The 21628-nt window shown below is 51.6% G+C and carries 22 protein-coding genes and 1 pseudogene; 20 read left to right on the top strand and 3 right to left on the bottom strand.

The annotated features are described in order from the left end of the window. Positions 1 to 48: 48 nt before the first annotated feature. On the bottom strand, positions 49 to 675 hold the full coding sequence (gene lexA / locus MKZ24_RS19595) for a transcriptional repressor LexA (protein ID WP_039299199.1): 627 nt from the start codon (positions 673 to 675) through the stop codon (positions 49 to 51). A 196-nt stretch (positions 676 to 871) separates the two neighbouring features. Between lexA and MKZ24_RS19600 the strand changes: the two genes are divergently transcribed. From MKZ24_RS19600 to MKZ24_RS19690, 19 genes are all read left to right on the top strand, one after another. Next, positions 872 to 1285, top strand: a complete 414-nt coding sequence (locus MKZ24_RS19600; protein ID WP_042236899.1) for a LysM peptidoglycan-binding domain-containing protein — start codon at positions 872 to 874, stop codon at positions 1283 to 1285. A gap of 110 nt (positions 1286 to 1395) precedes the next feature. Further along, positions 1396 to 1605 (top strand): DUF896 domain-containing protein, encoded by a 210-nt coding sequence (locus MKZ24_RS19605; RefSeq protein WP_042236897.1) that lies wholly within the window; start codon positions 1396 to 1398, stop codon positions 1603 to 1605. A 47-nt stretch (positions 1606 to 1652) separates the two neighbouring features. Next, on the top strand, positions 1653 to 2180 hold the full coding sequence (locus MKZ24_RS19610; protein WP_042236895.1) for a hypothetical protein: 528 nt from the start codon (positions 1653 to 1655) through the stop codon (positions 2178 to 2180). A gap of 34 nt (positions 2181 to 2214) precedes the next feature. Beyond that, positions 2215 to 3000: an HAD family hydrolase gene (locus MKZ24_RS19615; protein WP_042236893.1), complete on the top strand. Its 786-nt coding sequence runs from the start codon at positions 2215 to 2217 to the stop codon at positions 2998 to 3000. 227 nt (positions 3001 to 3227) lie between these two features. Further along, positions 3228 to 3650, top strand: a complete 423-nt coding sequence (locus tag MKZ24_RS19620; RefSeq protein WP_340785662.1) for a FixH family protein — start codon at positions 3228 to 3230, stop codon at positions 3648 to 3650. A 177-nt stretch (positions 3651 to 3827) separates the two neighbouring features. After that, the gene (gene metH / locus MKZ24_RS19625) at positions 3828 to 7205 is read left to right on the top strand and encodes a methionine synthase (protein WP_445324193.1); all 3378 of its coding nucleotides are present in this window, start codon (positions 3828 to 3830) and stop codon (positions 7203 to 7205) included. 224 nt (positions 7206 to 7429) lie between these two features. Beyond that, a complete protein-coding gene (rnz, locus tag MKZ24_RS19630; protein ID WP_340785667.1) occupies positions 7430 to 8380 on the top strand; it encodes a ribonuclease Z in 951 nt (316 codons plus the stop codon). Positions 8381 to 8674: 294 nt separating this feature from the next. Next, a complete protein-coding gene (locus MKZ24_RS19635; RefSeq protein WP_340785669.1) occupies positions 8675 to 9463 on the top strand; it encodes a TIGR01457 family HAD-type hydrolase in 789 nt (262 codons plus the stop codon). A gap of 45 nt (positions 9464 to 9508) precedes the next feature. Further along, positions 9509 to 10324 carry an Fpg/Nei family DNA glycosylase gene (locus MKZ24_RS19640; RefSeq protein WP_340785671.1) on the top strand — a complete coding sequence of 272 codons (816 nt, stop codon included), beginning with the start codon at positions 9509 to 9511 and terminating at the stop codon, positions 10322 to 10324. Then, entirely contained in the window at positions 10314 to 11171 is an 858-nt protein-coding gene (locus MKZ24_RS19645; RefSeq protein WP_340785673.1) for a deoxyribonuclease IV, read from the top strand. The genes MKZ24_RS19640 and MKZ24_RS19645 overlap by 11 nt, the downstream gene beginning before the upstream one ends. Further along, positions 11171 to 11512 carry a cyclic-phosphate processing receiver domain-containing protein gene (locus tag MKZ24_RS19650; RefSeq protein WP_340790189.1) on the top strand — a complete coding sequence of 114 codons (342 nt, stop codon included), beginning with the start codon at positions 11171 to 11173 and terminating at the stop codon, positions 11510 to 11512. The genes MKZ24_RS19645 and MKZ24_RS19650 overlap by 1 nt, the downstream gene beginning before the upstream one ends. Next, a complete protein-coding gene (locus MKZ24_RS19655) occupies positions 11509 to 11832 on the top strand; it encodes a thioredoxin family protein (RefSeq protein WP_340785675.1) in 324 nt (107 codons plus the stop codon). Before MKZ24_RS19650 ends, MKZ24_RS19655 begins: the two co-directional genes overlap by 4 nt. Beyond that, a complete protein-coding gene (locus tag MKZ24_RS19660) occupies positions 11832 to 12614 on the top strand; it encodes an ABC transporter ATP-binding protein (protein WP_340785677.1) in 783 nt (260 codons plus the stop codon). The genes MKZ24_RS19655 and MKZ24_RS19660 overlap by 1 nt, the downstream gene beginning before the upstream one ends. A gap of 32 nt (positions 12615 to 12646) precedes the next feature. Continuing rightward, positions 12647 to 13678, top strand: coding sequence for an SAM-dependent methyltransferase (locus tag MKZ24_RS19665; protein WP_340790190.1), 1032 nt, complete (start codon positions 12647 to 12649; stop codon positions 13676 to 13678). 117 nt (positions 13679 to 13795) lie between these two features. After that, positions 13796 to 15325 carry a serine/threonine-protein kinase gene (locus MKZ24_RS19670; RefSeq protein WP_340785679.1) on the top strand — a complete coding sequence of 510 codons (1530 nt, stop codon included), beginning with the start codon at positions 13796 to 13798 and terminating at the stop codon, positions 15323 to 15325. Positions 15326 to 15470: 145 nt separating this feature from the next. Further along, positions 15471 to 17027: an ABC-F family ATP-binding cassette domain-containing protein gene (locus MKZ24_RS19675; protein ID WP_340785682.1), complete on the top strand. Its 1557-nt coding sequence runs from the start codon at positions 15471 to 15473 to the stop codon at positions 17025 to 17027. Between the two features lie 114 nt (positions 17028 to 17141). Continuing rightward, entirely contained in the window at positions 17142 to 18212 is a 1071-nt protein-coding gene (locus tag MKZ24_RS19680; RefSeq protein ID WP_340785684.1) for a ThiF family adenylyltransferase, read from the top strand. 16 nt (positions 18213 to 18228) lie between these two features. After that, positions 18229 to 18531 (top strand): Dabb family protein, encoded by a 303-nt coding sequence (locus MKZ24_RS19685; protein WP_340785687.1) that lies wholly within the window; start codon positions 18229 to 18231, stop codon positions 18529 to 18531. 122 nt (positions 18532 to 18653) lie between these two features. Then, complete coding sequence (locus tag MKZ24_RS19690) at positions 18654 to 19412, top strand: response regulator transcription factor (RefSeq protein ID WP_340785688.1); 759 nt, start codon at positions 18654 to 18656, stop codon at positions 19410 to 19412. 96 nt (positions 19413 to 19508) lie between these two features. Here the strand turns inward: MKZ24_RS19690 and MKZ24_RS33125 are convergent. Both MKZ24_RS33125 and MKZ24_RS19700 read right to left on the bottom strand, forming a co-directional pair. Next, a pseudogene (locus MKZ24_RS33125) lies at positions 19509 to 19790 on the bottom strand (C40 family peptidase); the annotation flags it as partial. A gap of 540 nt (positions 19791 to 20330) precedes the next feature. Then, entirely contained in the window at positions 20331 to 20972 is a 642-nt protein-coding gene (locus MKZ24_RS19700; protein ID WP_340785692.1) for a thiamine diphosphokinase, read from the bottom strand. Between the two features lie 168 nt (positions 20973 to 21140). Here MKZ24_RS19700 and MKZ24_RS19705 point away from each other — a divergent pair, with 168 nt between their 5' ends. Then, positions 21141 to 21614, top strand: a complete 474-nt coding sequence (locus tag MKZ24_RS19705) for a low molecular weight protein-tyrosine-phosphatase (RefSeq protein WP_340790191.1) — start codon at positions 21141 to 21143, stop codon at positions 21612 to 21614. The last annotated feature ends 14 nt before the right edge of the window (positions 21615 to 21628 follow it).

Genomic DNA, 21628 nt, shown 5'->3' on the forward strand with positions numbered 1-21628 from the left:
AAGGCTGCTTCGCGTGATGCGGAGCAGCCTGATTATGGAGGAGAAGGATTAATGGATATCGCGGAATAATCCAATGACTCTGCCCAAAATAGTAACGCGGTTAAGGCGGAGAGGCTCGTAAGCCGGATTCTCCGGCTGCAGCCGGATATGATCACGTTCTTTGTAAAAGGTCTTAACGGTTGCTTCATCTTCTTCGGTCATCGCAACAACGATGTCACCATTGTCAGCGGTTTGCTGTTGGCGGACAATAACATAATCGCCGTTCATAATCCCGGCATCAACCATACTGTCGCCGAGTACAGAAAGCATGAATACCTTGTTATCCCCTACGTAATGAGTAGGAAGCGGGAAGTAATCCTCAATATTCTCTGTAGCGGTAATAGGAACACCAGCAGTGACCTTACCAATTACTGGGATGCGGGTAACCGTCTGGACGAATTGATGTACATTCTCTGAATCTTCCTGTCCGAGCAATTCAATAGCCCGCGGTTTCGTAGGATCGCGCCGGATCAGGCCCTTCTTCTCAAGCCGGTCCAGATGACCGTGCACTGTAGAACTGGAGGCCAGGCCAACAGCTTCACCAATTTCCCGAACGGACGGAGGATAACCCTTGCTGCGGACTTCGTTACGTATAAATTCCAGGATCGCCAGCTGGCGACTCGAAATCTTTGACATCGGAATCAACCCCATATACTATGTTTGGGAAAATTATAACATAGAACTGCCGTTCGTACAAACATAAGTTCTAAATTGTGAGAATAATAGCCCGAAAAATAAAGGGAACAGTTGTTCGAAAAAACTATTGATCAAAACACATGTTCGTGTTATATTATTTTCGAAAGTAAGAACAAGTGTTTGGAGGACGATATTTATGTTAAAATACAGTACCTACAATAGTATCTACAATGAGGATATCAAGGTGTCCGCTCCCGGTAATCCATTACCCCATAATCCATTGGCACAATTCAGAGACAAGACCCTTCGCCTGCTGTCTGTACTTACCTCGATATTCCGCCAGGTCAGCTTTGTTAAGATATCTCTGATACTATTACTCACGATCTCCGGATTTACAGTAGTCGGTAATGTGTTCGCTGGTTCTGTCACTTTAATGAAGCCTGAGAAACGGATCGTAGTTGAACGCGGAGACACCTTGTGGAGCATTGCACTCAAGAATAAACCGGATGATATGAGGACTGCTGTATATATAGAAGGGATCAAGAAGTCAAATGGTCTGAAGGACAGCGGAATTAAGGCAGGAGATATACTGACCGTGCCGGTATATTAACCGAAAGAAGCATACTGGTGTTTGACTAAGAGAGCTTTCAGGGGGTAGACCTTGACAAGCTCTTTTTCTCATGGCAAAGTTAGAATGAATTTATAGGGGAGGGGAACGTATTGAATATTGACGAATTGGTCGCACGCATTAATGAATTGGCACGCAAACATAAGAATGGCGGCCTGAATGAGGAAGAATTGGCAGAACGCGCCAAACTCCGCGAGATATATCTGGGCAATATCCGCAGCAATTTCCGGGCCCAGCTTGATACCATTGAGATTGTGGATGATCCGGAGCATGAAGAAGGCAACAACGGACGTAAAGCTTAGTCTGCGGCCTTTTCATAGATAATACAGGATGACTAGGGGGAACTAACATGGCCCGTTCTTGGGAAAGAATGGTTCAACGCAACACCAAGCAAATCAATCAGCAAAGAAAGAAGCAGGGAAAAGAGACGATCTATGGGACGAGCTCTAAAGCTGCTGCAAAGAGCGTCGATATTTTCAAAGGCCGGAATATTGTATTCCCTGTCGTGTTAATGCTGCTTGGCATTATGTTCTGGGTAGTCGGTTCCATTGATGAAGCGAAAGGAAGCGGAATACTGGCCAACTGGCTGGGGGTAGTACTGTACTTCCTGCTTGCCGCGCTGTTATTCTTCCGCCGTCCGTTCCTTAAGGTGGAACGCGCCCGTCTGTCTACTATTAAATACAACCGCGAACGCTTTTTGCCAGCAACTGAAATTGAGAAGATTACCTTGTCGCGCAGTGTAGTTACCATTAAGTATAAAGGCAAGCGCAAGCAATGGATTTTCTCCAAGCTGATCAACCGGTATGACACCGCCGCCATGGCTGCACGCCTGGAACAATTCGGCAAGAACAACAACATTGAAGTAGTGCACGAATAGTAAGATAGACCAGCATAGGGAGTGGGAGAACGAAATGCCGATTACCGCCGTACTATTTGACCTTGACGATACACTGCTATGGGATGATCGAAGTGTGGAAGAAGCATTCCGCTACGCCTCTGAGGCTGCAGGGGATTCTGTTGATCCGCAAGAGCTTGAACAGGCGGTGCGCAGAGAAGCGCGTGCGCTTTATGAGTCTTACGAGACTTTTCCGTTCACGAAGCTGATTGGGATTAATCCTTTTGAGGCACTATGGGCTAACTTCACAGCTGGAGACCAGCCGGAATTCCGCCAGCTGGAACAGCTTGCTCCGGCCTACCGCACCGAATCCTGGCGCCGCGGACTTGCCTCTCTTGGAGTGGACGATGAAGCGCTGGCGGCACGCCTCGCTGCCAAGTTCGCCGTTGAGCGCCGCAGCCGTCCTTATATATATGAAGAGACGCTTCAGGTGCTGGATGAGCTGCGCGGCAAGGTGAAGCTGCTGCTGTTGACGAATGGCTGTCCTGCACTCCAGCAGGAGAAGCTTGATGGTGTACCTGAGCTTATTCCGTATTTTGACCATATTGTCATTTCTGGAAGCTTCGGTAAAGGGAAACCGGACAAGACAATCTTCGAGCATGCCCTCGGACTGCTGGATATTACGCCTGAGCAAGGGATAATGGTCGGAGATAAGCTTACGACTGATATTCTCGGTGGATTGGCTGCAGGTCTAACGACGGTCTGGATCAACCGGACGGCCAAGACTCCTGACCCGGACATCACTCCGGATTATCAGATCAGGCATCTTTCGGAGCTTCTGCCATTGGTACACTCCCTATAACTGATTTAGATGAAGCCGGTATCCTTATAGGATATTGGCTTTTTTAATATCCCTGCGAGGATCAAGATGAATGTAGTTCATGTATATGACTATTATCATGTGATATGGCCGTTAATGAAGCTTATTTCCGACAAGTTGAATAAAATGTGTATAATAAGGAAGAAAGCAATCTGACTTTCGTTGTTAACATGAAGATGAATCTATTCGATGAACCGGGAGGGCTCCAGATGATTAAGCCAAAGATACTTAGAGGTCTCATTTGCATTGTCATGGGCATGACGCTTGCCGGCTGTTCAGGGAATAATGAAGAGGAAATGTATATGCATGCAGCTGCTGATTCCTCAATGGTGCCTATCAAGGTAGAGCTAAGCTGGAGTCCGGAAGAAGTATCCGTTAACGACAAGGTGATTTTTAAAGCTGTCATTAGTCAGGACGGAGTAGTTGTAGAGGACGCCAAAGAAGTGATCTTCGAAATTGTAGATAATGCAGAGCCAGACAAGAGCACTGAGCTGAAAGGGGCAAGTGACGGAGAGGGAGCTTATGTATGTGAAAGTACATTTGAGCAAGCCGGCAGCTATACGGTCACTTCCCATGTGACTGCCCGTACGCAGCACTCAATGCCGTCTAAAGAACTCACGGTACAGCCGTGATGAGTTGTGAGCCGTAGCTATACTGTTAATACAAATAATGCAGGGTGGAAAGGAAGGCTTTCCGAATTCCCTTTATTCTGCTAAACTTACTCTAATGTTTTACTGGGGGGATTGAAAGTGGCCAAATTCACACTTGCAGAAAGCTTGCAGCAACGCATATTGATACTAGACGGAGCCATGGGCACAATGATTCAACAGGTGCCGCTTACCGGTGAGGATTTCGGCGGGGATGAGCTGGATGGCTGTAATGAAATGCTGGTGCTTACCCGGCCGGAGGTGATTCAGGATATTCATGAGAAATACCTGGAAGCCGGTGCGGATCTGATTGAGACCAACACATTCGGCGCCACCTCTGTGGTGCTTGCAGAATATGATATCCCGCAGCGGGCCCGGGAGATTAACCTGGAGGCTGCGAGACTTGCGCGTAATGCTGCAGATAAATACGATACACCTGAACGCCCAAGGTACGTTATAGGGGCAATGGGACCGACGACGAAGACGCTCTCCGTAACCGGAGGAGTAACGTTCCAGGAGCTCGTGGACAGCTATGAAGAGCAGGCGGTCGCGTTGATCGACGGTAAGGTTGACGCCCTGCTGCTGGAGACTTCCCAGGACACATTGAATGTGAAGGCTGGAAGTATAGGGATCCACAATGCCTTCGAGAAAAGCGGAATTACACTGCCGGTGATGATCTCGGGTACCATTGAACCTATGGGAACTACGCTTGCCGGACAGAACATCGAGGCCTTCTACATTTCACTGGAGCATCTTAAGCCGATTTCTGTCGGATTAAACTGTGCGACCGGACCGGAATTCATGCGCGATCATATCCGTTCGCTGTCTGCTATTTCTTCAGCAGCAGTAAGCTGCTATCCGAACGCCGGGCTCCCGGACGAGAACGGCAACTACCATGAATCTCCGGATTCACTTGCCCGCAAGCTGGCCGGTTTCGCCGAGAAGGGCTGGCTGAACATTGCCGGCGGCTGCTGCGGCACAACCCCGGATCATATCCGGGCGATGGCCGAAGCCCTGTCGGTATATCCGCCGCGCGGACTGGATGGCATTCATCCGCCGGCACTCTCCGGCATAGAGCCTGTGTACATTGAGAGTGATAACCGTCCTTACATGGTCGGTGAACGGACCAACGTGCTGGGATCGCGGAAGTTCAAACGACTGATTGTCGAAGGCAAGTATGAGGAAGCTTCAGAGATTGCCCGCGCACAGGTGAAGAGCGGAGCGCAGGTCATTGACGTCTGTGTGCAGGACCCTGACCGTGATGAGACGGAGGATATCAAACGTTTCCTCGAGCTGGTAGTGAAGAAGGTCAAAGTACCGCTGATGATCGATACCACCGATCCGAAGGTGATTGATCTGGCCTTGCAATATTGCCAAGGGAAGGCGATTATTAACTCCATTAACCTTGAAGACGGTGAAGAGAAATTCGAGCTCGTGACTCCGCTGATTCATAAATACGGTGCTGCGATCGTTGTGGGCACCATTGATGAAACCGGGCAGGCGATCCTGGCTAAGGACAAGCTGGAGGTTGCCAGACGTTCATACGATCTGCTGGTGAACAAATACGGGCTGGCCGCCGAAGATTTGATCTTTGATACCCTTGTATTCCCTGTCGGAACAGGGGACGAACAATATATCGGTTCTGCAAAAGAGACGATTGACGGTATCCGCCTGATCAAGGAAGCTCTGCCTTCCGTTCATACGATTCTGGGCATAAGCAATGTATCGTTTGGACTGCCGGAAGCGGGCCGTGAAGTGCTCAACTCTGTGTTTCTCTATGAGTGCACCAAAGCCGGACTGGATTATGCAATTGTGAATACCGAAAAGGTGGAGCGTTATGCCTCCATTCCGGAAGAAGAACGCAAGCTTGCCGAACAGCTGATTTATAATACGAATGATGATACTTTGTCTGCGTTCGTAGCGGCTTTCCGGGAGAAGAAGGTCGAGAAGAAAGAGAAGATCTCCAATCTCTCGCTGGAAGAACGTCTCGCTTCGTATGTCGTTGAGGGAACCAAGGAAGGGCTCATTCCTGACCTGGACGAAGCCTTGAAGTTATCCGGTCCGCTTGAGATAATTAATGGTCCGCTGATGGCGGGGATGTCGGAAGTCGGCAGATTGTTCAATAACAATGAATTGATTGTTGCTGAAGTGCTGCAAAGCGCTGAAGTAATGAAGGCCTCGGTCGGACATCTGGAGCAGTTTATGAAGAAGGATGAGACCTCGGTTAAAGGAAGAATTATGCTCGCAACCGTTAAGGGCGATGTGCATGATATCGGTAAAAACCTTGTGGAGATTATCCTCTCTAATAATGGCTACGAGATCGTCAATCTGGGTATAAAGGTTCCGCCAGAGAACATAATTGAAGCCTTTCGCAAGGAAAAAGCAGACGCCATCGGATTATCCGGCCTCCTGGTGAAGTCGGCGCAGCAGATGGTGCTGACGGCGCAGGATCTGCGCGCTGCCGGCATTGACGTGCCGATTATGGTCGGCGGTGCGGCATTAACCCGTAAGTTCACCAAGACCCGTATCCGGCCTGAATATGACGGCCTGGTATTATACGCCAAGGACGCCATGGATGGTCTGGATATCGCCAACCGGCTGATGAATCCGCTGGAGCGGGGGAAGATTGAGGAAGAGATACGCCAAGAGGCAGAGGCTGCCGTAGCTGTGGCTCCGCAGCAGCCGCTTCCCGAACTGACGCGTGCCGTCCGCTCCAAAATTTCTGCGGACGCCCCTGTGTTAACTCCGCCGGATCTGGAACGTCATGTCCTGCGCAATTATCCGCTCGGACATATTATTCCTTATGTGAACATGCAGATGCTGCTCGGTCATCATCTGGGGCTGCGTGGTTCCGTGGAAGCACAGCTGACAGCTGGAGATGCGCGTACAGTGGAATTGAAAGAAACCGTAGACGATATTCTGCATCAGGCGATGCTGGAAGGTACCATTGTTCCTCATGCCATGTATCAGTTCTTCCCGGCCCAGTCAAGCGGGAATGATATCCTGATCTATGACCCGCAGAACCCTGCCCATGTGCTGCATACCTTCACCTTCCCACGGCAGAACGTTGAGCCTTATCTCTGCCTTGCCGACTTCCTGAAGCCGGTGGACAGCGGAATTATGGATTACGTCGGATTCCTGGTCGTAACCGCCGGCCATGGTGTACGTGAATTGTCCACGGAGCTTAAGGACCGGGGAGATTATCTCCGTTCCCATGCCTTGCAGGCAGTAGCGCTGGAGGTGGCAGAAGGTCTGGCTGAACGCGTTCACCATATGATGCGGGATACCTGGGGGTTCCCGGACCCGGCGGATATGACGATGAAGCAGAGACACGGGGCGCGTTATCAGGGAATCCGTGTATCCTTTGGCTACCCGGCTTGCCCGGATCTGGAGGATCAAGGGCCGTTATTCAAGCTGCTGTCCCCGGAGGATATTGGAGTTCACCTTACTGAAGGCTTCATGATGGAGCCGGAGGCTTCGGTATCGGCTATGGTATTTGCACATCCTGAAGCGCAGTATTTCAATGTGGAGAAGCTGTAACTGCCCTAATTGATCATCACCTGTCAGAAGGGCTGTGCCCGTCATAGCTGAACCTCCCGTCACCGGGAGGTTTTTTGCTGGAAATATAAGAAGCTATATGTATCGTATCCAGCCGATTCCGCTTGAAAGATGCTTTCAGCGCTAAAACAGAGTAGAATTCTTTTCATAAGAACCGGCATGATAAAAATAAGGTGAGAAGTACGATAGAAGAGAGGAGGGGCATAATGGAAATATATTTCTTGGGAACAAATGCCGGGGTACCGACACTGCAGCGGAATGTAACCTCAATCGCCCTCAGGCTGCTTGAAGAACGGCGCACGTTCTGGATGTTCGATTGTGGAGAAGGAACACAGCATCAGGTTCTCCGTTCACCGCTGCGGCTGGGCAAGCTGGAAAAGCTGTTTATCACCCATTTGCATGGTGACCACTTGTTCGGCCTTCCGGGGCTGCTGTCGAGCCGCGGATATCAGGGCGGTACATCACCGCTTACAGTGTATGGACCTCCTGGGGTCAAAGCTTATCTGGATATTTCACTGTCCGCAAGCCAGTCGCGAATCCCTTACAAGCTTGAAATTATTGAGCACAGCGGCGGGCTTGTGTTTGAGGATGACACGTTCAAGGTTGAGGCGGGATTGCTTGAGCATAGAATTGACAGCTATGGGTACCGGGTAACGGAGAAAGACAGTCCGGGCAACCTCGATGCAGAGCTGCTTAAGAGTTACGGGCTGAAGCCCGGGCCGCTGTACGGCAAGCTGAAGAGAGGTGAAGATATCACATCTGAAGACGGGGTTGTGATCCGGGCAGCGGATGTGATTCATGCGCCGAAACGCGGCCGAATTGTTACTATTCTGGGCGATACCCGTCCTTGCGAGGGAACACTGCCGCTGGCACAGGATGCTGATCTGATCATTCATGAGGCTACCTTTGCTCATGACCTGGCTGATATGGCCTATCAGTATCATCACAGTACAGCCCGGCAAGCCGCGGAGCTTGCACGTGAGGCGGGCGGGCGTGAACTGCTGCTCACCCACTTCAGCTCGCGGTACAGCTCACAGGAGGAGCTGATTCCACTCCTGGAAGAGGCGCAGGCCATCTTCCCGGCTACACTGCTGGCGGAGGAATTCTGCACCTTCCCGGTCCATCGGAGAGCCACGGGAAATGCCCCCGGGGAATGAATTATTTTCCGGGAAAGCGCAGGAAATGACAGGGCTATGCCAAAAAAAGCCTGCCGGTACAGCGGTTCGCTATCGTTCGACGAAGTATGTTAAATTTTAAATAATAGGAGAGCATTAAGCGTACGAAGCAGTAGAGAAATTGACGAAACGGAGTAGCGGAAAAGTTAGGATGCCATCAAAAAACTCAATAACAGTGGGCTATAGAGGGAAATGGTTAGAAAATTGCGAAGATAATTTATAACATTAACTATTAATGCGATGATTTAAATAAACGGGACTCAAACAGGGGGTATTATGAACAATATAGGTGGTTTGTTAATTGATCTGGACGGAACCTTGTATCACGGCGGCCGGATGATTCCGGATGCAGATCGGTTGATAGCAGCGCTGCGTAGAGCGGCTGTACCGTTCCTGTTTGTCACGAATAACTCATCACGCACAGCGGCAAGTGTTGCTGTACATCTGCGCGGGATGGGAATTGATGCGAATCCGGAAGAGGTCTGCACCTCATCGCTTGCTGCGGCACGCTACATTGCTGAGGAATCACCGGAAGCTACAGTGGCGATACTTGGAGAAGAGGGACTGGTGCAGGCCTGCGCCGAAGCGGGGCTGACCCTGGTTACGGAGAATCCACAATATGTTGTCCAGGGCATCGACCGTTCTTTTACATATGAATCGCTGGCCCGGGCTTCGCGCTGGATCCGGGAAGGAGCCAAGTTTGTGCTTACCAACCCGGACTTGATGCTCCCCTCCGATGACGGGGTGATGCCCGGCGCCGGAACCCTTGGAGCTGCAATTGAAGCAGCCAGCGGAGTGTCACCTGTAGTGATCGGCAAACCGGAATCCCATTTGATTACCTATGCGACTTCACTGCTGGGGATCACATCTGAGGAAGCGGTTGTTGTCGGAGATAATATGCGTACAGACATTTCTGCCGGTGTAAATGCAGGCTGCCGCACGATACTGGTGCTGACGGGTCTTACCACACGCGATAATCTGGAGCGCTACCAGACAGTTACAGGAGTTAAGCCGGATGAAATTTGTGCTGATTTAGCTGAACTTATGGTGCTGCTCGGTGTATAATGACAAAGGTATGCCTTTTACCAACCTGGAAGGGAAGATGACAATATGCCGGAATTGCCGGAAATGGAGAATTACAGAAAGCTGCTGAGCCAGCATCTAATAAATGTTCCAATTACGGGGGTAACCGTAAATAGAGAAAAAACAATCAATATGAAGACGGAAGAATTCGTGAACAGTCTGGTTGGAGCGCGGATCGTGTTCGTAGAACGCCGTGCCAAACATATTCTGTTCCATTTGCATGACGGAAGAAGACTGCTGCTGCATCTGATGCTGGGCGGACTTTTGTTCTATGGTACAGAGGAGGAACGTCCGGACCGGACTACTCAAGTTGAACTGGCTTTTGGAGAGCATATCCTCTACTTCATGGGTCTGCGCCTGGGATATCTGCATCTCCTGTCTGTTAAGGAAAGCGAAGCGGCAATGGGTAAGCTTGGACCGGAGCTGCTGGACCGGAGAATGACGGCTGAACGCTTCGCCGCACTGCTCAAAGGACGCCGCGGTGCGCTGAAGAGCCTGCTGGTCAACCAGCATGTTATGGCCGGTATCGGCAATTGTTATGCCGACGAGATTGCCTTTGAAGCAAGACTTTTGCCTTCTACGCTCGTTCAGAATCTGTCACCGGAGGCAGTAACCCGGCTGTATGACAGTGTGCGCAAGGTATTGACGGAGGCAACCGAGATTGGCGGTTATATGGAAATGCCGTTCATGACCGGAGATACGGTTACCGGCTCTTACAACGATGCTTGTAAAGTGTACGACCGCGGCGGCGAACCCTGCCTGCGCGGCGGGGGAACGATTATCAAGACTGAGCAATCCGGACGCAAGGTGTTTTATTGCCCGGATTGCCAGCATGACGCTTAATCCCGGAATAGGGGCACATGTCAGCATACGCGGCGGATACGGGCAGGCTGCCCGGTTCGCCAGGGAGAGCGGTGCGTCGTGTTTCCAGTATTTCCCGAAGAATCCGCGCAGTCTGAAGCTTAAGCCTGTGGACTACCGGGATGCGCACTTATGTGCCGATTATTGCCGGGAACAGGGGATGGTCTCCATTGCCCATACCCCTTATCCGACCAATCTGGCCGCAGATCCCGCAGGCAGAGCCGTTATGGCCGCTTCGCTGCGCAATGATCTGGAGATCGCCGAAGCCTGCGGCTCCCTGGGCATTGTGGTGCATTTTGGCCATTTTGCCGGAATGGAGCCATTACAAGGCTATCAAAATATTATACAATGTATAAATGACACCCTGGCCGGGTGGGAAGGCCGGACGAAGCTCCTGATTGAGAATATGGCAGGCAATCACGGCCAAGAAGGCATGACGCTGGAAGAACTGGTCAAAGTCCGTGAATTGAGTCATTATCCGGAGAAAATCGGCTTCTGCTTCGATACCTGTCACGCCTTCGCATCAGGGATATGGAATCCGCAGCATACTGACGAGTTTCTGCAGCGGGGCACAGCGCTAGGCTACTGGCAGCAGCTTGCTGCCGTACATTTGAATGATTCCCTGTTCCCCTGCGGCTCCAGACGCGACAGGCATGCAAGAGTCGGACAAGGCCATATTGGCGGGAAGGCGCTGCGGGAGCTACTGACTTCTGCTCCTCTGCGCAATGTGTCTGCTGTTGCGATGGAAACAGAGAAAGGGCCTGACGGTACTCACAGGGCGGAAATTGCTGTAGTCAGGCATTGGTTTGAAGCGGAGGATGAAACGTGATGAATATATATATGGACGATATGAGAAGACGGCCTTCCGGTTTTGCATTGGCCAGAACCACCGGAGAGTGTCTGCTGATGCTGCGCAGCGGCCCGGTTGATATTCTGTCGCTTGATTATGATATGGGCCCGGAGGATTTCTGCGGGGGTGAAGTGGCTAAACGGATGGTGCTCGAAGGATTATTCCCGCGGGAAATCTATCTGCACACCTCGAGCCTTGAGGGGCGCAAGGAAATGTACGAAATCTTATATCCGGCCGTGCCTGCCGGTACACAGCTGTACAATGGCCCGCTTGGGCTGGAGAGGCTGCAGGAAATTGCTGCAGGAGCGGCGGCTGGATGAAGGATATGAATCAGGATGAGCTGATGGAGTTGCTCGGAAGACCGGGAGAACCTCTCGCAGTGTTCTTGTATACCCCACTGTGCGGGACCTGCAAGGCAGCACGGCGTATGCTGGAGGTTGCACAGCATCTGCTGCCGCCCGGACTTCTGATTGCTGAGGGCAACGTAAATATGCTGCCCGGACTTATAAACACGTATCGTATATCCAGTGTGCCTGCACTGATGGTAGTGCCGGCGGACCGCCGCGCTGAACCGGAAATCTTTTATTCAATGGGCTCGGTAGAACGGGTACTGGATTACATAAGGAGAGTGACCTCATAATGATATCTTTACAACATCTTTCCCTGCGCAGGGAACAAAGTCTGATTCTTGATGACGTGTCTCTGGAAATGAAGCAAGGTGAAAATTGGGTAATTCTCGGGCGTAACGGCTCCGGTAAAACCACCTTACTGGAAATGATGACCGGTTACCTGTTTCCAAGCAAGGGTTCTGTTGAAGTGCTGGGCTACAAATTCGGCCAGTGTGATGTACGTGAGGTGCGCAAGGAAATCGGTTATATTGGACCATCCCTGATGGAAAAGCTCTCGCTCAGCGATCCCGTATGGGAAGTCGTCGCAACTGGTGCTTATGCCTACCTTCGCTTTTATCAGGCAATCCCGCAAAGTGTGCAGGATCAGGCGCTGAAGCTGCTGGACGATATGAATCTCAGCGAACTGGCGTACCATCCGTTTGGTACCCTGTCCCAGGGGGAACGTAAGAAAGCGATGCTGGCGCGCTGCCTGATAGCCGAGCCCAAGCTGCTGATCATGGACGAGCCTTGCGCCGGCCTGGATCTCTACGAGCGTGAGAAGATGCTGGCCGAGATCGACAAGCTGAAGCAGCACAATGTGGCTGTAGTGTACGTGACGCATCATGTAGAGGAGATTGTACCGCTCTTCACCCATGTAGCGCTGATCCGTGACGGGAAACTGGCGGGAGCCGGTCCCAAGGAAGAAGTGCTGACTAGGGAAATGCTGATGGACACTTTCGATATACCCGTTGATGTTGAATGGGATAGCGGCCGTCCCTGGATAAAAATAAGACCTGGAGGCACATCGATTTGAACGAATTTACGCAAGAACCCCTCGAGCCAAACATGGCTCCTGATGAAAAAATAATTTCAAGATACATCTGCACCGCGAACCACGGCTTTGCTCCCTATGCACAAGAGGAGCTGCGCCGCCTGTTCGGAGCGGTGAAAAGTACATTGCTGCTGCCGGGTGAAGTGTTCCTGGCAACGCTGGAGGCAGAGCCTGAAGAGGTATCGCGGATGCTGGCACAGAACCTGCCGATCTTCCTGCGGCATATCCAGCCGGTGCAGTTCCAGGACACAGGCGATATGTCTGCTATGGACAGGCTGGCCGCATACTTAAGCCGGCGGACAGAGCTGGAGGGCGAGAAGGTCTCGCTGCATGTCCGCAAGGGCAGCACGTCCTTCTGGGAAGACAGCCCGGGAGAGCTGCGGGAGTGGCTGCAGGGCCGGCTTGACAGTCTGGGTGCAGAATTCACCGTACAGGAACCGGCATGGGTGGTGTCCGTATATGCAGATGGAGAAGCCCTCTATGCCGGTGTATCCCGGCCGGAAGAGAACCTCTCCAGCTGGAACGGCGGGATGATCCGCTTCCGCAAGGAGGACGGACAGATCTCACGTGCCAAGTTCAAGCTGATGGAGGCGGAGAAGGAATTCGCGATTCCGTTCCACAGCTTCAAGAATGCGGTGGATATCGGCGCTTCCCCGGGCGGATGGACCTCGTTCCTGCTGGAACGAGGCCTTAAGGTAACCGCTGTAGATCCGGCTCTGATGCATGAATCGCTGCGCAATTATCCCGGACTCAAGATTCTGCGTAAAAATGCCGGGGAGGTCAAATTCCGTGAGAATGAATTTGACCTGCTGGTCTGCGATATGAGCTGGAGCCCCAAGCTGATGGCGAAGCTGGTTACCGGACTGCTCCATAGTCTGACCCCGGGTGGTACAGCCATTGTCACAGTGAAGCTAATGCATAAGAAGCCGCTGGCGATGATTAAGGAAATTATAGCCATGTTCGAAGGTGAGCGGATGCAGATTCAGCGCGCGAAGCAGCTGTTCCATAACCGCGATGAAATTACACTTTATATGATTAAATATTAATTAGGTTCATGGATAAAGGGAAAGCATCCCGCTATCTGCACCGCCGGCTTCATGCCGGTTCAAGGTGCCGGCGGCGGATGCTTTCCCTTTTTTGCGTGACCATAAGGAGGAAAAAAGATGAATGTAGCGGGCAAGCTGACAACCGGACAAATCCTTGGAGGACGTTACTCTATTACCGGACTTATCGGTTCAGGAGGAATGAGCCGAGTATATCTGGCAGAGGATTTGCGGCTGCCGGGAAAGGTATGGGCGGTTAAGGAAAGTGTAATACGGGAAGGGGGAGAGCATAGCATTGGAGCCATCCAGGCAGAAGCAGAGCTGTTGATCTCACTGAATCATCCTAAGCTGCCGCGGATTGGTGATTTCTTCCCGCCAGACCGTGACGGCTACAGTTATCTGGTGATGGATTACATTGATGGGGTGACCCTTCATCAATATATGATTGAGCATCCGGCAGCTCTTACAGGAGGGCGGATTATCAGCTATGCCAGGCAGCTGCTGGAGGTCCTGCAATACCTGCACAGCCATCATCCGCCGATCGTCTATCGTGACCTGAAGCCCTCCAATATTATGCTGTCCGGACAACAGGAGCTGAGACTGATTGATTTCGGCATCGCCCGTAAGCAGAGAAACGGACCGGATGAAGACACCGAGAAGCTGGGGACCGCCGGCTTCGCTGCCCCGGAGCAATATGGCAGTGCACAGAGCAGTCCGCTGTCTGACCTGTACGGGCTGGGTGCGCTGCTGCTGTACATGGCTTCCGGCGGACAATTCAGCAGCTGGCAGCCGGGAATGGAACGGAGGCTGCACGGCAGCATTCCAGACCGGTTGATTCCGGTAATCCGGCGCCTATTGCGTCATCATCCGGAGGAGCGGTACGGCAGTGCCCAGGAGGTGCTGTCAGCTCTTGAACCGCTTGAAGCCCAAGCCGCAGAGCTGATAGCGCCGGAGCTTAAGCCGGATTTGCAGGCTGCTTCTGATAGGCTGCATTCCCAGCAGACCTTAGTAGTGGCTGTGCTGGGCGTAGCTCCGGGACTGGGGACAACGCATACATCACTGGCTGTGAGCCATTATTTGTCGCGGGCCGGCCACACTGCCTGGGTGGAGTGTGCTCCTGATGCGCAAGTATTTAACCGCATTAAAGGAATGTCAGAAGTGCCTGAAATAAATGGCATCCATAGTGGAGTTCTGCCGGAGCGTTTCTTTACCTGGAACAACGTAGATTTCTGGAAGGTTGCGCCGGCTGACGGACTGCCTCAGCGGACGGGTGAGGCATATTCCTTCGTGGTTCTGGATCTGGGGACAGGCGGTTACGAAGGGGCCCTGACCGCCTTCACGGCCAGCGGCAGGCCGTTACTGGTGGCCTCCGGGGCGGATTGGCGGCTGGAGGATACGCTGCACTGGCTGCGCCGCAGCGGGCTCACCCCTCAGCCGGAATGGCGGATCTGTCTGCCGCTGGCCGGCGGTTCTGCGGCAGCGCTTCTGGCTTCTGCTTTGGGACAGGCCAAGGTGTGCAGCCTGCCGCTTCAGCAGGACCCTTTTCAGACCAGAGGGAAGCTGGGGCAAGCGGTTGGAGAGATGCTTGGACTCGGAACGGACAAACGATTTTCTGCAAAAAATAGAGGAATATTTCAGAAAAAACGATGAAATCACTACTTTTTCTGCGTGTTTTGCAGGAATTAGGCTTATTTTCTATTTCGGCACTGGACATAGGTGTGCTAGAATGTAGTGATGTATGTGCTTAACCCGATTAGTAATATTGATAATATAGACAGGAGCTTGCGGAGAATTTATGAGTTTACTTACTGTAGAAGACGTTTCCCACAACTTTGGGGACCGGGTATTGTTCAAGGATGTATCTTTCCGCCTGCTGGATGGAGAACATGTAGGAATTGTTGGAGCTAACGGCGTGGGCAAGTCTACGCTGATGAATATTTTGACCGGTAAATTGTTAAAGGACAGCGGCAAACTGGAGTGGACTCCGCGTGTCCGATACGGCTATCTAGATCAGCACACCCAGCTAACGGCAGGCAAAACGGTACGCGATGTGCTTAAAGATGCCTTCCTGCCGCTGCTGGAGCTGGAGGCTGAAATGCTGGCCATCACGGATAAAATGGGCGACGCCACTCCCGAAGAGCTGGAATTGCTGCTGGATCAGATGGGCACGATTCAGGAACAGCTGGACATCGGGGACTTTTATATGATTGATGTGAAGGTGGAGGATATGGCGGGCGGCCTCGGCCTGTCGGCAATCGGTCTGGACCGGGATGTAACCAGCCTGAGCGGGGGGCAGCGGACCAAGGTTCTGCTGGCGAAGCTGCTGCTGGAGAAACCAAATGTGCTGCTGCTCGATGAGCCTACCAACTATCTTGATGTGGAGCATATTGACTGGCTGACCAATTATTTGAAAAATTATCCGTATGCCTTCATGCTGATCTCCCATGATACGGAATTTATGAATAAAATCGTGGATGTGATCTATCATCTGGAGTTCTCAAAGCTGACCCGCTATACGGCCAACTATGAGAAATTCCTGGAAATGGCAGGGATGAACAAAGCCCAGCACATTGATGCGTATGAGAAGCAGCAGGATTTCATCAAAAAGCAGGAAGACTTCATCCAGCGCAATAAAGCGCGGGCTTCCACATCGGGCCGGGCCAAGAGCCGTGAGAAGCAGCTTGGACGTCTGGAACGGATTGATCGACCGGAAGAGGCGATGAAGCCGACCTTCCAGTTCAAAGAGAGCCGGGCCAGCGGGAAGACCGTGTTCGAAGGCGTTGACTTCGAGATTGGTTATGATCGTCCGCTGCTGCCAAGCAAGCTGAATATGATGATTGAACGCGGGGAGAAGATTGCTATTGTCGGGTACAATGGTGTCGGCAAATCCACGCTGCTCAAAACGATTCTAGGTGTAATCCCGACCTACAGCGGCAAAACCTATCTGGGGGATTACCTGAGTTCAGCGTACTTCCAGCAGGAAATGAAGGCGGAGAATATTACCCCGATTGAAGATGTATGGAATGAATTCTCCAGTCTCACCCAGAATGAAGTACGTGGCCATCTGGCGCGCTGCGGGCTGAAGAATGAACATATTACCCGTCCGCTTAGCATGCTGAGCGGTGGCGAGCAGGCCAAAGTACGTCTGTGTAAGCTGCTGATGCGTGAGAGCAACTGGATTCTGTTCGATGAGCCTACGAATCACCTTGATATTATTGCTAAGGCAGAGCTCAAACGGGCGCTGCAGGAATACAAAGGGACGATTCTCCTTGTCTCCCATGAACCGGAATTCTACGAGGATTGGGTAACGAAGGTTTGGAATGTGGAGCAGTGGTCTGCTCAGATTGTATAGATGAATTACAACTTCCGGGGAGGAGCGCTGCAAGGCGCTGTTTCCCGGATTTTCATAATATTGAGTGATAAACGGAATTAACATTTTTTATTGGATAAAGGGGGCTGTTCAGGAATGGGTCCTAATGACAAAGACAAACCGGCTCCGGCATCAGCGGCGGGACGGGACGGAAGGTATTCAAGACAGGTCCGCTTTACTCCGTTCGGTGCTGCGGGGCAGCAGGGACTGGCACGTTCAAGCGTGCTGATTGTTGGGATGGGCGCACTAGGTACAGGGATTGCCGAGACTTTGGCGCGCTGCGGGGTAGGGCGGCTCATACTTGTGGACCGTGATTATGTAGAGTGGAGTAATCTGCAGCGGCAGCAGCTGTATACGGAAGAGGATGCCCGTCTGCGGATGCCCAAAGCGGCTGCGGCCAAGTCCAGACTCATGGAGATTAACTCGGAAATCGTGCTTGAAGCCCATGTGCTGGATGTGCGTGCAGAGGAGATGGAGAGCCTGCTTCCGGGAGTAGATCTGATTATGGACGGGACGGATAACTTCGACACCCGGCTGATCATGAATGACCTGGCGCAAAAACACGGCATTCCCTGGATCTATGGCGCCTGTGTCGGAAGCTACGGAATTACATACACCATTCTCCCGGGTGAAACACCCTGTCTGAATTGTCTGCTGGGTACGATCCCGCTGGGCGGGGATACCTGTGATACGGCCGGCATTTTGCCGCAAGCTGTGCAGATGGTTACAGCGAATGGAACGGCTGAGGCGCTGAAGCTGCTCGGCGGGTACAAAGAGAAGCTGCGCGGCAAGCTGCTGACATTCGATCTCTGGCAGAATGAACAGCAGGAGATTGGCGTCAAGGCGGCGAAAAAAGTAAACTGTCCATCCTGCGGTGAACGTCCGGTCTATCCGTACTTGTCTGCATCTAACACAGAGCGCAGTGACGTGCTCTGCGGCCGGGATACGGTCCAGATCCGCCCGGCACAGCGCAGGAGCCTCAATCTGCAGGAGACAGCTGTACGTCTATCCAGGCTGAATACCGGCAAGGTGGAGAGCAATCCGTATCTGGTCTCATTAACGGAGGAGCCTTACCGTATGGTTGTGTTCGCCGACGGAAGGGCATTAATTCATGGAACCAGTGATACCGCTGCAGCACGCAGCTTCTATCACCGGTATTTCGGCTAACGAAGGGGAGAAGAGGATGAAGAACGGTACAATCAGGCATATGGCTATTTTTACATTGAAGCATGCACCCGATTCTGCGGAGACCGCTGCCTTCCTGCGGGACGGAGCGGAGATTCTCAGCGCCATTCCGGTAGTGATGAATTTCGAGGTGCTGCGCCAAGTCAGTGTTAAGTGTGATTTCCAGTATGGCTTCTCGATGGAGTTCGCGGATCAGGCAGCTTATAATACTTATAATAATCATCCTGATCATCAGGCTTTTGTGGCCAAACGCTGGGACACCGAGGTAGCAGCCTTCCAGGAAATCGATTTCGTAAATTAATTGAATTCGCTTAATAAGCTCAAAGAGACCATTCATGGGAATGGTCTCTTTGCTTATTGGGAATTCTAACCTTCATCTGTGGCGGCTCAACTGGTGCAAGCCGGGAATATGGAGGAATCAATGTGAATGAAGTCATCGCCTGGTATGTGCCCGGCCCGGATCCGGGCGGACAGGAGACTGCTGAGGAACGGAGCAGACGGGAGGAAGGACATGCCGAACTTGAAGCGGCAATCCGTGAACTCGGCATGAAAACAGCAATAAGCGCGGATCTGGAAGATCTTCGCTTATTGCTGTCAAACAGGGGGCCTGTGCTGCTGCTCGCAGAGCTGTGTGAACCCGGAGAGTGGTCAGGCTGGAGGGTGGTATCAGAAATGCGGGAAGAGGGGATGGTTCTGCCGGTAATGGTGATATCCGGAGGGAATGAAGGGGAGCGTGGTCCGGCAGCTGTCTCGGCTTTTGAGGCAGGGGGCAATGAATATATGGTGAGGCCTGTACATACCGGAGAGTTCAAATGCAGGGTGCTCAATTTATTGAAGCTTACCGGACGCCGCAGAGGAGCGGCTTCGCTGCTTAGGGTGGATGGCTTATTGCTCGATCCCAGCCGCCGGCAGGTGAGCCGGGACGGAATAGAGTTGAAGATGACCCCCAAGGAATTCGACCTGCTGTACTATCTAGCCGTTAATCTGGGTGAAACCTGTCCCAGAAACGAGATTTTACAGCAGGTATGGGGATATCATTTTCACCCAGACACTAATGTGGTGGATGTCTACATCCGGCATATCCGTATGAAGGTAGACAAGGGCCACCGGAATAAACTGATACATACGGTACGCGGAACCGGATATGTACTGCGGACGCCGGAGAGCGGTGTCACAGGTTAGGGAATTCTTAACTGCCTCTCCGGCTTTTTTGAGAACCGTGCTATGGATTTTGCAACAAATCGTGAATGAAGCACGTTTAGTAAGAGAGAGATGCGCCTACAGTACGCGGCGTGCTTTCAGGTAGGTTTTTTTCCAGTTGCCCGAATTCAAATCTGAAATTGTTACTCCAGGTGAACCGTAGGTGTGGAGAATCTTGCCGTTGCCTGCATAGACTGCTACATGCGTTACGTTCTTACCTGTTGCCCGGCTTCCGCTGGAGAAGAACACCAAATCGCCGATGCGCAGGTTGGCCTTGCTCACGGAGGAGCCTACTTTGGATTGGGCTACGGAAGTACGCGGCAGGTTAACGCCATATTTCTTGAAAATATATTGAGTAAATGAAGAACAGTCAAAGTATCTTGTAGTAGAAGTGGATGCACCGAACTGGTAACGCGTTCCCAGATATTTTTTGCCGAAGCTGACAATACTAGAGCCGGTCGAAGATGCGGATACAGATTCGGATGTGACAGCCGAAGAGGATACGGATGCGGCAGCAGCAGGGGTTGTGCCTGCTCCGGTTGCCATTAGGGTGCTGAACCCGATTGTTGTGCACATTCCAATAGCAATTACTTGCTTAAACCATTGTTGCTTATTCATGTAGTAATACCTCCCAGGTTTGTGTTTATCTTTCTAGTTTCTTTCTCTGATTCGTAGTATAGCAGGTTATCTATTTCCTAAATTATGGAGCAGAGGCTTCAAATGCAGGCTGGACCTACGTTGTAAGCGTTTTATTAAAATCTCATTAAAAGTTACAAAATATTAATATTTATCTTAAACAGGCATAGGAAAAAGCCGGGAAAACCCTTACTGCGTAAGGAGATTCCCGGCTTTACATTTTTGAAACAAAGGTTACAGTGATGTCTCTAAAAACCTATGTAATCAGTCCTTGCTCTGGATAATTAACAGGAGTCCGCTCTCAATGGCAACCGTTCCGCTAGCGGCGCTCAGTACATTACTTACGGCCAGAGACTGGCCAAGCTTAAGGGTGGCATTCTCCAGCGGATATTGAAAACCCTGCAGCGTAATCCCTGTGACCTCCGGTGTCAAAGGCAGCAGAGAAACATAGGTATACCCTCGTTCCTCGACTACAGCATGCGAGCCGGTCAGCGTAATATAGTTATTCGCATCCATGATAGAACAGGCGACCTGACGCTGCAGCGCCCGGGTCATCATCTGGATACTGGCCAGTGTATGGTCCATGCGGGTTCCGGTTACACCCATAAGAAGAATGGACTCAGGCTGAGTATTCAGGGCAAGATCCAGCGCCATTTCACTGTCCGTCAGGTCCTTGTTGACCGGATCACAGCTGATGGTCTCCTTGCTTCCCGCCTGTATCTGCAGCAGCGCTTCAGGGGAGACGGAATCGAAATCTCCGACGGCAATATCAGGTGTGTATCCGTGATCAATCAGGAAAAGAGCTCCCCGGTCCGCTCCGATAATAAAATCCTCTTCATCTAATAGGTGCAAACAATCCGGTGATAGCCCACCGCCTGCAAATATGACAACACGCCCAAATGGCAATATGATCCCCTCCTTGTTGTGGCAATTAAGTTAGTCACCCTGAACAGTATAATGCAGTTTGAAAAGTTGTACAATTGCTGCCATAACGCTAAAATGAAGTCAGGTGCGTTCTGCCCCAAGATTCATCTGCGGATTGGAAGGCATATATGGTCACAGGAGGTGAGAGAGATCGTAAACGTGTTATTCGTATGTCTGGGCAATATTTGCCGTTCACCGATGGCTGAAGCAGTTCTGCGCCACAAAGTAGAGCAGCGTCATTTGTCCGATCAAATCGCTGTAGATTCAGCCGGAACCGGAGACTGGCATATCGGCAAGATGCCCCATGAGGGTACAAGAGGGATTCTGGATCTGCATGGAATTAGCTATGAGCACATGACAGCCCGGCTAGTGAGTGGTGATGACTTTGAGAAATTTCAATATATAATCTGCATGGACAAGTCTAATGGGGACAATGTTCGCAAAATTCCCGGAGGCGAGAAGTCTAGGCTGTTGTTCTTCATGGATCTGCTGCCGGACGAGGAGCTTCGTGAAGTGCCGGACCCATATTTTACCGGGAATTTCGAGCAGGTGTATGATCTGGTGAATGCCGGCTGTGAGGTGCTGCTCGAACGTATTATTACCGAGAAGCTGGAACAGAATTAAGTCCGCAGCCGGGC

The organism is Paenibacillus sp. FSL R7-0297 (genome assembly GCF_038009025.1).
Taxonomy (GTDB): domain Bacteria; phylum Bacillota; class Bacilli; order Paenibacillales; family Paenibacillaceae; genus Paenibacillus_AQ.